This is a genomic window from Devosia sp. A369, from assembly GCF_054489345.1.
The window spans coordinates 226,048-237,486 of record NZ_JBTMWV010000003.1 but is presented as its reverse complement, the minus strand read 5'-3'; the positions used below and the strand labels follow the sequence as shown (position 1 = coordinate 237,486).

General features: G+C 61.1%; 10 protein-coding genes. 4 read left to right on the top strand and 6 right to left on the bottom strand.

What is annotated here, in order from left to right:
• The first annotated feature begins 18 nt into the window (after positions 1 to 18).
• Both ACX3OZ_RS06315 and ACX3OZ_RS06310 read left to right on the top strand, forming a co-directional pair.
• Entirely contained in the window at positions 19 to 498 is a 480-nt protein-coding gene (locus ACX3OZ_RS06315) for a hypothetical protein (protein ID WP_459093894.1), read from the top strand.
• Complete coding sequence (locus tag ACX3OZ_RS06310; protein WP_459093893.1) at positions 495 to 857, top strand: DUF1304 domain-containing protein; 363 nt, start codon at positions 495 to 497, stop codon at positions 855 to 857. The genes ACX3OZ_RS06315 and ACX3OZ_RS06310 overlap by 4 nt, the downstream gene beginning before the upstream one ends.
• A gap of 143 nt (positions 858 to 1,000) precedes the next feature.
• On the opposite strand, the gene ACX3OZ_RS06305 is transcribed toward ACX3OZ_RS06310, so the two are convergent.
• Complete coding sequence (locus tag ACX3OZ_RS06305) at positions 1,001 to 2,401, bottom strand: M20/M25/M40 family metallo-hydrolase (protein ID WP_459104059.1); 1,401 nt, start codon at positions 2,399 to 2,401, stop codon at positions 1,001 to 1,003.
• Positions 2,402 to 2,527: 126 nt separating this feature from the next.
• Between ACX3OZ_RS06305 and ACX3OZ_RS06300 the strand changes: the two genes are divergently transcribed.
• The gene (locus tag ACX3OZ_RS06300; protein WP_459093891.1) at positions 2,528 to 3,295 is read left to right on the top strand and encodes a FadR/GntR family transcriptional regulator; all 768 of its coding nucleotides are present in this window, start codon (positions 2,528 to 2,530) and stop codon (positions 3,293 to 3,295) included.
• A 1,131-nt stretch (positions 3,296 to 4,426) separates the two neighbouring features.
• Here the strand turns inward: ACX3OZ_RS06300 and ACX3OZ_RS06295 are convergent.
• The 4 genes from ACX3OZ_RS06295 to ACX3OZ_RS06280 all read right to left on the bottom strand — a co-directional run bounded on the left by ACX3OZ_RS06295 (position 4,427) and on the right by ACX3OZ_RS06280 (position 9,348).
• The gene (locus tag ACX3OZ_RS06295; RefSeq protein WP_459104058.1) at positions 4,427 to 5,506 is read right to left on the bottom strand and encodes an ABC transporter ATP-binding protein; all 1,080 of its coding nucleotides are present in this window, start codon (positions 5,504 to 5,506) and stop codon (positions 4,427 to 4,429) included.
• 14 nt (positions 5,507 to 5,520) lie between these two features.
• Positions 5,521 to 7,236 (bottom strand): ABC transporter permease, encoded by a 1,716-nt coding sequence (locus tag ACX3OZ_RS06290; protein WP_459104057.1) that lies wholly within the window; start codon positions 7,234 to 7,236, stop codon positions 5,521 to 5,523.
• Positions 7,237 to 7,300: 64 nt separating this feature from the next.
• Positions 7,301 to 8,383 carry an ABC transporter substrate-binding protein gene (locus ACX3OZ_RS06285; protein ID WP_459104056.1) on the bottom strand — a complete coding sequence of 361 codons (1,083 nt, stop codon included), beginning with the start codon at positions 8,381 to 8,383 and terminating at the stop codon, positions 7,301 to 7,303.
• Positions 8,384 to 8,421: 38 nt separating this feature from the next.
• On the bottom strand, positions 8,422 to 9,348 hold the full coding sequence (locus tag ACX3OZ_RS06280) for a dihydrodipicolinate synthase family protein (RefSeq protein ID WP_459104055.1): 927 nt from the start codon (positions 9,346 to 9,348) through the stop codon (positions 8,422 to 8,424).
• Between the two features lie 198 nt (positions 9,349 to 9,546).
• Here ACX3OZ_RS06280 and ACX3OZ_RS06275 point away from each other — a divergent pair, with 198 nt between their 5' ends.
• Positions 9,547 to 10,485 carry a LysR family transcriptional regulator gene (locus tag ACX3OZ_RS06275; protein WP_459104054.1) on the top strand — a complete coding sequence of 313 codons (939 nt, stop codon included), beginning with the start codon at positions 9,547 to 9,549 and terminating at the stop codon, positions 10,483 to 10,485.
• Here ACX3OZ_RS06275 and ACX3OZ_RS06270 read toward each other — a convergent pair.
• A complete protein-coding gene (locus ACX3OZ_RS06270; RefSeq protein ID WP_459104053.1) occupies positions 10,482 to 11,399 on the bottom strand; it encodes a dihydrodipicolinate synthase family protein in 918 nt (305 codons plus the stop codon). The two genes, ACX3OZ_RS06275 and ACX3OZ_RS06270, sit on opposite strands and share 4 nt — an antisense overlap.
• Positions 11,400 to 11,439 lie beyond the last annotated feature (40 nt).

Here is an 11,439-nt window from a genome sequence, read left to right as displayed (position 1 = left end):
GACCAGAAGGAGACCGATATGAAGCGTCTGCCCGCCGCCGCCCTGCTCTGCCTCACCCTTGCCACGCCCGCCTTTGCCGATGGCAAAATCTATGTGCAGCTGCCGGAATTTGGCCCGTTTACCAGCAATCAGGCCGAGGAACTGCTCTCCTCGGTGGTGCTGGCCAATGTCGTCTCGTCCAATTGCCCCGACTTCGCCGTGAGCGACGCGGAATGGTCGCTGCTGGTTGATTCCGCCGATCTGCTGGCGCGCGGCGAACTCGGCCTCTCCGTTGCCGATTATGACCGCTATTTCTACGCACCGGCCTTCGCTGCGCTCGACAAGCCCGACACCTGCGCCGTTGAAGGCCCGGCCGTCGAAGCGGTGCTGGAAGAGCTGGTGCTTCAGGGCGGTAGCCGCGAGCCGCTGGCCGATCAGGAGGCTGCTTACGAAGCCGAGCAGGCGCGCCACGCCGTTTGGGATGCTGCCGAACAACCGAGAAAGACCAAGGTCAAATGAGCCTCATCGCCCCCATTCTCGTCGCTCTGGTGGCGCTGCTCCACCTCTACATTCTCATTCTTGAGATGTTTTTGTGGACCGGCCCGCGCGGCCAGAAGGCCTTTGGCCTGACGCCCGAATTCGCCCAGTCGACCAAAGCGCTGGCGGCCAATCAGGGGCTCTACAACGGCTTCCTCGCCGCCGGGCTGATCTGGGGCCTGCTCTATCCGGATCCGGCTTTCGGCTGGCAGATCCAAATGTTCTTCCTCGCCTGTGTCGCCGTCGCCGGCATTTTCGGCGCGGTGACGGCGAGCCGAAAAATCCTGTTCATCCAGACCGTTCCGGCGGTGCTGGCCATGCTGGCGGTGATGTACGCGTAAGCGCGCCGCCGTCATACCACCGGCCGTCACCCTCGGGCTTGACCCGAGGGTGTTTCACTTAGCAACCGCGCCGCAAGTGCAGAACCCTCGGGTCAAGCCCGAGGGTGACGATCTGGGATGGGTAGGCCCCCCGGTGGGAGAACCTAACCCGCCAGGCTCGCCAGCACCCGCACCCAACTGCGGATGCCCCGATGATAGCTCTCGAGATCGTATTTTTCGTTGGGGCTGTGAATGGCGTCGTCCACATGGGCAAAGCCGATCAGCAGCGTATCGAGCCCCAGGATCTTCTTGAAATCGCCTGCCACCGGAATCGAGCCGCCCGAGCCGGTGATCACTGCCGGCTTGCCCCATTCGCCGGACAGTCCGGCCAGCGCCTGGCGCAGATGGGTGCCATCGTCCGGCACGGTGATGGCGGGTGAGCCGCCATGCTCGGTGAAGGTCACCGAGCAATCGGCCGGAATGCGCGCCTGCACATGCTGGCGGAAGGCAGCGCGGATCTTGACCGGGTCCATGCCCGACACCAGCCGGAAGCTTATCTTGGCGCTGGCCTTGGCCGGGATGACGGTCTTGAAGCCGTCGCCGGTGTAGCCGCCGATCATGCCGTTGATTTCGCAGGTCGGCCGCGCCCACAGCATTTCCAGCACCGAGCGATCCTGCTCGCCGGCCGGCACCGACAGGCCGGCTTCGCCGAGAAACGCCGCCTGATCAAAGCCGAGGCCCTGCCACTGCGCTTTCAACGCCGGGCTGATTTCGGCCACGTCATCGTAAAACCCCGGCAGCGTCACTGAGCCATCGGGCGCCCGCAGGCTGGCGATGATTTCGGCCAGCACCTGATTGGGGTTGCGCGCCGCATTGCCGAACATGCCGGAATGCAGATCCTTGTTGGCGCAGCTGATCTCGATTTCCTCGCCGACCAACCCACGCAGCATGGTGGTGATGGACGGGGTCTGGCGGTCCCACATATCGGTATCGCAGACCAGTGCGATATCGGCCGCGCCTAGTTCAGCCTTATTGGCCTCCATGAAGGGCGGCAGGTTCTTGCCGCCGCTTTCTTCCTCGCCTTCCAGCATCAGCGACACCTTGACCGGCAGCGCCCCGGTCACCGCCTTCCAGGCGCGGCAGGCTTCGATGAAGGTCATCATCTGACCCTTGTCGTCGGAGGCGCCGCGCGCCACGATGATTTTTCGGCCATTGGCATCGGTCTTGAGTTCGGGCTCGAACGGGTCGGTGTGCCACAAATTCAGCGGATCGACCGGCTGCACGTCATAATGGGCATAAAACAGCACATGCGGGCCGGCCTGCTCAGGACCATGCGCCACCACCACCGGATGGCCCGGGGTCGGGCGGGCGGCAGCATCAAAGCCCAGCCCGGTGAGTTCACTGGTGATCCAGTCGGCCGCGCGCTGGCATTCCGCCGCGTAAGCGGGATCGGTGGAGATGGACTTGATGCGCAGGAGCGCATAGAGCCGCTCCAGGCTCTGCTCGAGCCCGGCATCCACCTGGGCGAGAACGGCATCGAGGCTGGCGGCGGTGGTCGTGGTCATGGGGACGAATCCTTTTTGCTGCTACCCTCACCAAACTGGACCACGCTGTCTAGCGCCGCCGCGCCTGCATCGGTATTGTCATACTAATTGATGTGCGCTGCGTTGCGCGCCCTGGGGGATATGCCGATGGCTGCGCGTAATGCGGCGGAAACCACGACGAGCGATCTGATTGCCGCCATTTCCGGCCGGGTGCCGTCGCGCAATCTGCATTCCCAGGTGCTGTGGCAGCTGGGCGTCGCCATTGTCGGCGGCCATTACCCCGTCGGCAGCATCCTGCCCTCCGATAGTGAATTGCTGGCGGATTTCGCCGTGTCGCGCACCGTGCTGCGCGAGGCGCTGAAAACCCTGGCCGCCAAGGGCATGATCGAGGCGCGGGCCCGCATCGGCACGCGGGTGCTGCCGCGCCGACGCTGGAACCTGTTCGATGCCGATGTGCTGGCCTGGCATTTCGAAACCGGACCCGACGTGGATTTTCTGCGCAGCGTCGCCGAAGTGCGGATCGGCATTGAGCTGGAATCGGCGGCCTTGGCCGCCGAGCGGCGCAGCGACGAACAGGCTGAGCAGTTGCTGGCTTTGGCCGATGCCATGGGCCAGGCCACCACCGCCGAGGAATTCGCCCGCGCCGACCTGGCCTTCCACCGCGCCGTCGCCGAAACCTCGGCCAATCCATTCATGGCCTCGATCAGCACGCTGGTCGAAGTGGCGCTGACGGCGGTATTCACCATCAGCTCGCCGGTCGAAGACAAGGAAAAGCTGGCCCAAACCAGCGCCGCCCATCGCCACATCGCCGAAGCCATCCGCGACCGCAATCCCGACCAGGCCCGCGACCTCATGCGCGCCGTCATCACCGACGGCTTCGCCCGCTCCTCTGAACGGATGGCGGTCAAGGGTTAAATCTTGCGGTGCGGAAAGTCGGAATGGTGGCGCTGAGCGGGAGAAGCCCCTCACAGCACACGAGCGTTAAATTTCAATAGCTTAGCAGGACGTTACTCCATTGAAGTGTGTAACATTTGTGTGCGACCCCGACAAGGTGGAAGGATGATTTACGGGTGGCAGGCCACAAAAGTTTGCCTCGCTCGCTGGACGTTAAAGGACGCCATGATGTTGATGCCACTGGCATCCACCAGAAACGACTTAGGCGATTCTGGGCGACGGTTAGTCGATTTGGGGGGTATTGATCCCGCGATCTTTATGCGGGTCGGCAGTTCAGGATGGCGTGGTAGATCCATCTGGAAATTGGGGATGTCCCGATATTGGCTTGGCCCCACTCATCACGTTGCCGCAGCCGCTTGTTCGGGGCAGCCAGATTGTCACGGCCTGTTGGTGTGAAATTGCCAGCCGAGCGGATCTGAGGCCGGGCCGGTCATGACGATCTTGATCGCGCCCCCGTCGTCATCGCTACCCCCGCCTGTGCGGCAGAGCTTCGCGCCGAGAACCGGCGCAGCGTGACATTGAGACTGGCCGATCTAATCAAGCCCAGCGCGATCGGATTGTAAATTCCGATACCGAGTGCCTACAACTGCCACACGCCTTACAACAGCGTCACTGGCACCGCCCGTGGTCTCTGCGATCTTGCCTTCACGCCGACTGATGACGCTTGACGTTCACCGGAAGGCCCAGCAAAGCCACGCCAGTCTCTACCACTTTCTGCGCTTGAAGTGGGGTGGGCCGCCGTCGAGTTTCAAGCTTGCCAACGTGCTGTGTGCCAGACCCGAGCCGTCTAGATCATTCGCAGCTAAACTTCAAAGCCGCAAGGCGGCTATTCTTCGTCTCCTGGCAGCAACGGCTTCGCGCCCAGTCATAATTATAGACAGCCCAGACCGTCCCGCGACAATTGACGAAAAGCTGAGCATTGCACAATTGCGCTAGGCAGACTCGGCTCAAAGGCAACGTTCGAGTTTGGTTCATCGCTGGCCGCCAGCACGCGACCAGACGCGAGGTCAAGGCCCATGTAGCTGAGGCGGCCTCCTACACTACGCCATCAAGAACACCCCACCCAAAACGCAAAGAGAACATCGCGGCCGATCACACTATCTTCCGTGCGAAGCAAACTATATCTTCTGGTGCCACCTTGAGGAAAACGCGGCTGCCTACCGGAAGATCTCGTCTGTCACGCGCCGGAATTTGGGCGCCACCGACATCGACCATGTATTGTGTGTGGTCGCCCAAGAAGGTTTCCTGCGCGATCGTTCCTGGAAAAGAATTCGGTCCACCAGGGTTTTCCGCGAAAAGCTCGACGCTTTCAGAGCGGATCGAAAGCGTCACATCCTCGCTGGCGGGACGAGTGGCGGCGGGGGTGGCGAGCAGTTCGACACTGTCGGCAAGCTTCACACGAACATGGCCTGCATCGTCACTGCCGGTCATTTTTCCATCGAGGAACATGGCATTGCCCACGAAAGCCGCCACGTGCCGCGTGGCGGGACGGCGATAAAGATCGCGTGGTGCAGCCTTCTGCTCGATGACACCATTGCGCATGTAGATCACCTGATCGGCAATCGCCATTGCTTCGGTTTGGTCATGGGTGATGTGGATCGCCGTCATGTTGAGGGTTTTGATCATGTGCCGCAGGTCCACCCGCATCTGCTCGCGCAGTTTTGCGTCCAGATTGCTGAGTGGCTCATCAAGCAGCAATACCTTGGGTTCGGCAACAGCGCTGCGGGCAAGCGCCACGCGTTGCTGCTGACCCCCGCTGAGGGTAGCCGGATAGCGACCCTCCATGCCCGATAGTCCGACTAGGTCGAGCACGTTGGTGACGGCTTCGCGCACCTTGTCCTTGGGCACGCGTTTGATGGTCAATCCATAGGCGACGTTATCGTAGACCGTTTTGTGCGGCCACAGCGCATAAGATTGGAACATCATGCCGATGCCGCGGCGCTCCGGGGGCAGGGAAAACCCATCCTCCACCATGGTTTCGCCAGCAATCTTGATCGTGCCTGCCGTGGCCTCCTCAAGACCTGCGATGCAACGTAGGGTCGTCGTCTTGCCGCACCCGCTGGCACCGACGATGACCAGTATGTCGCCCGCATCGACGGAGAACGAGATGTCATGCACCGCAGTAGCAAGACCAAAGGACTTGCGCAGATTGGTTACTTCGATAAAGGCCATTGTACTGTACTCACCTAGCGGTCGAGAGTGTTCTTGAGCGTGCCGAAGAGGGCATTCGCGACAAGCAGGAAAATGAAGATGATCGTCGCCTCGATCACCGCCACCGCATAGGCGCCGGTAATCAGGCCGCCCTGCATTCGCGTCCAAAGCAGCACGGGAAGCGTGATGGTCTGCGGCGTGTACAGGATGATGGTCAGGCTGATTTCCATGAAGAAGTGGATGAACATGATGGTCCAAATCGAGATCATCGCCGGGCGCATCAGCGGCAGCAGGATGTCAGCAAAAGCGCGCAGCGGCGAAGCGCCGGACATGCGAGCAGCCTCGGGCAGCTCGCCCGAAATCTGCACAAAGGCTGAGCGAGCCTGCCGGACGCCTTGGCCCAGGTAGCGCACGATGTAGCCGAGAAACAGGATCCAGATGGTGCCATAGATCGCAACCGGCGAGCCGACATAGACCCATACGAAGCCCACGCCCAAGACCAGCGCCGGGGTCACGGTCGGCACGATGACGGCATAGTCCATGGCGCGGCCTGACCAACCCTTGGACTGCTTTATTAGATAGCCCAGCAGGATGTAGAACAGCGTTCCGACAGCCGCACCCACAGTGGCCAGCAGAAGGCTGTTCTGAATGGGCCGCATGACGTCGGTGGCAAAGAGCTTGGTATAGTGGTCGAACGTGAAGAGCGCAGGCGTTATCTTGGGCGTGACGAACTTCATCAACGAGCCAGCGATCAGCGCCAGATAGGGAATGACGACCGAGGCCAGAATGTAGAACGCGACAATACCCGAGGCCAGGTAGCGCCACTTGCCCAGTTGGGCCACTTGGTGGCTTCCACCCTTGCCGCCGACAGTGATGTAGCGGCCTGCTTGTTTGATGATCCGCCGTTGCCAGAGCGTGCCGACAATGGCGATGGAAAGCAGCATGGTGCCAGCAGTGGCCGCCAGTGTTGGGCTCGACGGCTCGTAGGTCATGGCGTGGTAGATTGCTGTCATCAGTGTTTCGAAACGCATGTTCTTGCCCAGTTGGGTGGGCACTGCGAAATTTTCCGAGACGAAGATGAAGATCATCAGGAAGGTCGAAGCAATCGCCGGCCAGATCAATGGCAATGTCATGCGCAGTGCCGTCCGGACGGCACCTGCACCCAGCATGTAGGAAGCCTCTTCCAGCGACGAGTCGATGGAGCGCAAAGCTGCGTAGATGGAGATGAACGCGAACGAGGCGTAGTGCAGCACCAGGACGAGAACCATGCCCTGGAAAGAATAGATGTCAAACACCGTCTTGATGCCGAACATGGCGTTGGCGGCCGCATTGATGAAGCCTGCATTGGGCGCCGCCAGCGCGATCCAGGCGAGCGTCGTCACCAGTGTGGAAATCATCAAAGGCAGTGCCAGCAGTGGCCCCAACTTGCGCACCCCTGGGGCGTTGGTCCGCGCCACGATCCAGGCTAGCACCATACCCAGCGCCACGGACAGGACCGCGACGGTAGCTGCCAGCGCCAGCGTATTGAGGAAAGCGATGCCGAATTCGGAACTGCCATAGACGCGCTGCCAGTTGCCGAATGTGAAGTGGCTTCCTGCGGCCCCGGGAGAGTCGCTTTGGAACGAACCCCACAGCATGTAAAGAATGGGCAGAAACACGACGACTATAGTTATAACGAACACCACTTTGGTGACGATATTCTCAACGTCGAGTGCTTTCGTGCGTGCCGTAACGCCAGGAAGGGATCGCATCCGGGGGGTCCTTGCATTGATTTTGGCTCCGCGATCGAGACCGCGGAGCGCTTGCAGTGGGAGACTAGAGGCCGAACCAGCTCTTCAGCTTTGCCGAGAGTTCGACCTGGGTCGCATTCACATGTGCGGGGTCGTATTTATAGAACTCGGTCGGATAGTCGAACCAATCGGCTGAGGCGAATTCGCGCTGATCGACGAACCCATTGCGGGCCGGCGGCCCACCGAAACGCTGCCAGTGACCATAGCCTTCTTCCGTGAAGGCATATTCCTGATAGAGCCGAGCGGCCGCGGGATGCGGCGCATTTACAGAGATGGCCTGTGCAGCGATGGCGCCCACGGCGGGGGTCGGCATCGACCACTGGATCGGAGCACCAGCGAGGTAAAGCGCCGTAAGCGGCGTTTCGCTCATGGCCAGCGCGACATCGATATCGCCAGCGGCCAGGGCCGTACCCACGTTGGACAGTGTGAAGACGCGCGGCTCCAGCGCGGCAAAGGCGGCCATGAACTCATCGCCATACAACTGGTGCAGAGCATAGAACGGCAGGTAGGTGGCGCCACCACCTTCAGGGCCGGTAATCCCCACACGACCCTTGAACACAGGATTGGTAACGCCATCCCATTTCTTGAGAATTTCGATTTCCTCGCTGGTCACCAGGTCGGTGTTCCAGGCATTGACTGCAATGGAGATGCGCATCGGATACCAGAAGCCCGAGCGGCTGAGCGCGGGGTCGAAGGATGCGTCGTTCGAGATCGTATATTCGGCAAGCATTCCATTGTCGATCTGCTGGTTCAGCGCACCCACATCGGTGTCTTGCACGATATCGACGATGTGGTTTCCGGCTGCCGTCTCGGCCAGAAAGCGCTCACGGCGCGGGCCGGTCGACAATTCGAAGATGGACGCGTCGACGCAGGGGAACTGCTTCTCGAACTCCGCCACCTGACTGGCCTGGGCGTCGGTCCAGGTCCCGGCATAGATGGTCACCGCACCCTCGGCGCAGGCGGCTTCGAGCACGTCATAGCCAATGCCCGGCATCGATGCCTGCATGAACGCCCAAGAATCGGCCAGCGCCGAATCGACGTCCTGCGCCCAAGCGGAACCGCTCATGAGCGTGGCGAGAGCGAGACCCCCGAATACGTGCTTCTTCATTGTTTCCTCCTCGGTCATTGTTGACCGTTGTAATGCAGTCAGGCGCCGACCATCTGTGCGGGCAGGCCGGGAATATTGAGCGGAAGTACCAGGCGGATCATTTCCTGCAGTTCGTCATCGGTGATAGCGACGCGCGGGGGACGCAAGGTGCCGCCCGGCAGACCAAAGGCGTTCATGAGTGGCTTAAGACCCCGAAGGGTTGCCCCGCCGAAACGGTTGTAGATGCCTGCGAAGGCCATCAGCCGAGCGAAGCTGACCCGCAACGCTTCCTGATCGTTTGCCGCATAGGCTGTGATCACGGAAGTGACCATTTCGGGCGACAGGTTGCCTTCTCCGCCCATAAAGCCGTTGCCGCCTAAGCCCAAGACCGACAGGGCGTTGGCGGGGCCGGCGCAATGCACCTCGATTCGGTCACCGAGGCGCTTGATGATCTGCGATAGATGGGGAATGTCGTCACCGCCGTACGCGATGCCGACAATGCTCGGATAGCGACTTACCAGACGCTCTACCATGTCCAGAGGCAGGAAGTATCCTGCGGCACGATGGCTGGAAAGATAGATCGGCAGCGACGTTGATTCGATGGTCGTCTGGTAGTAGCGCTCCATCTCCGGCACGGTGGGCCGGGTACCATGCCCGATATCCAGCGAGAAGATCTGTGCGGCGTCGACCCCGCAGCGCTCGGCTGCCTTCAGATAGTCGACCATTTCACTGGGAACATGCGGCTCGCAGCCCATGGCGCGAACCGGGACCTTGCCCTTGAGCTCTTCCACGGCAATCGCCAGCACGCGATCGCGCTCGTCCGGCGAAAGGGTATAGCCCTCGCTCGAGGCGCTACCGCCGACATAGACTTCCATCTCGGGTCGATTTAGGCGGCGCAGCTGAGTGCGGTAAGCGACCTCGTCCAGGGCGCCATTAGCGTCGAATGGGGTATTGATGATAACGACGACGCTCAACTTGCGTGCCATGCGGATCTCCCTGACAAATGCGTCCCTGCTGGTGAACGTTTCCACACAGCCCAGCCGCGCTTCCGATGCGCGTTTCATAGCGATAGCTAAGCACGCCCCGGGGTTGAGCTCGTCACGCAAAACCCACAATGATTGTTGCGCGCATTGCAGTAATTCGGGTAATGCGAGGCACTGTATAGTCGCGGATGATCGGCCGGCTTGCTCAGCGGGGTCGAGGAGGATTTTCAGGCGATGCTTTCAAAGGTAGATTTCAGCGATCTGAACGCCTTCATTGTGGTGGCCCAAGACGGCAGCTTCTCGGCTGCGGCCAAGAAGCTCAACATCTCTCCGTCAGCGCTCAGCCGGCGCATTCAGAAACTGGAAACGGCGCTGAGCGTGAAGCTGTTCGCGCGCACCACCCGAGAAGTCAAGCTTACCCCCATCGGCCGGCAGTTGCTTGCCCGCTCGCAGGAATTGGTCAAGGGTTTCGAGGAGATGATCCTGGCGCTGCAGGACAAATACTCACCGCCAGCGACACGCGTGGTGGTGGCTTGCGTGCCTTCGGCAACCAAGACCCATCTCATCGGCGCCTTTCAACTCTTTGCCCGGGAACATACCAATATCCACCTCAGTATCGTGGATACGACGGGCAATGAGGTGATGGATGCCATCCAGGATCGCGAGGTAGATTTCGGCATCAACTACCTCGGACAGGAGGACACCACAGTCGACTTCGAACCTGTGTTGCAGGACGCGTTTGTGGTGGCCACACGCCATGATGGGTTGTTCGGAGATCGTGCGGACGTCAGCTGGGACGAGATTGCCGAGATCCCGATCATCGCCGCGTGGAAGGGAGCAGGCATCCGCATCCTCATGGATGCAGAGCTGGCGCGTCGCAACATCCGCATCCGATGCTCCCATGAGGTCAAGCATATCGACACCTCTATCGAGCTCGTGCATGCCGGCGTGGGCATTGCCGTCGTGCCCCGCCTAGTCTTCGACCGGCAGCCTCGGCCCGATCTGCGGTCCGTCAGGCTTGTCGACCCGGTGATTTCGCGCAGTATCGGTCTAATCAAGTTGCGTGGCAAACGCCTGCGTCCACCAGCAGCGCTGCTGTGGGATATGTTGCTAGCCCTTCCACGACCCGAGCCGGTCTAGTCCGGCCTTGCGATGCCGGGCAGAGCCAGGCGATGGACCAGGGCAATCATCTCGGTCAGTTCCGCTTCCGCGATAGGCAGGCGAGGCGGGCGCAAGTGGCCACCGGGCATGCCGTAAGCGTTCATAAGGGGTTTCATCCCCCGCATGGATGAACCGCCGAAGCGGAGATAGATTCGGGCAAAGGCCATCAAGACAGCAAAGGCACGCCGGATGGCGTCGATGTCGCGCAGGCGATAGGCACGGACGACGTCAGCCACCATTTCGGGTGCAAAATTTCCTTCGCCTCCCATGAAGCCGTTGCCCCCCAGGCCCAGCGTGGTCAGGGCATTGGCCGGGCCCGCGCAATGCACCTCCACGCGATCGCCGACACGCGCGATTAACTCGGCAAGGTAGGGAATGTCGGACCCGCCATAGGCAATGCCGGCAATGGTGGGGAAGCGGTCGACCAATTGCTCGATCAAGTCCAACGGAAGGTAGTAGCCGGCTGCATGATGGCTCGACAGATAGACCGGCAGATCAGTGGCACCGATTGTGCTGGAATAATAGCGGTCCATTTCCGCAAAAGTCGGTTTGGTGCCATGACCGATGTCGAGCGAGAATATCTGCGCCGCATCGACGCCGCTGCGGTGGGCTGCCTGCAGGAAGTCGACCATTTCCTGCGCCGTATGGGGCTCGCACCCCATGGCTCGGACGGGGACGCGGCCCTTGAGTTCAGCGACCGCGATTTCAAGCACGCGATCGCGCTCCTCGGGGGTCAGCGCATAGCCCTCGCTTGAGCCGCTGCCGGCCACATAGACCGACAGCCCAGCGTCCCGTAGCCTGCCCAATTGGCGTCGAAAGCCCGCCTCATCGAGTTGCCCATCGGAAAGAAAGGGCGTGTTCGAGATGACGACGGCACTCAGATGCTTGGTCATGGGCGGGCCTGCTGTTGCGACCGCGAATTGCGGCGCGCCA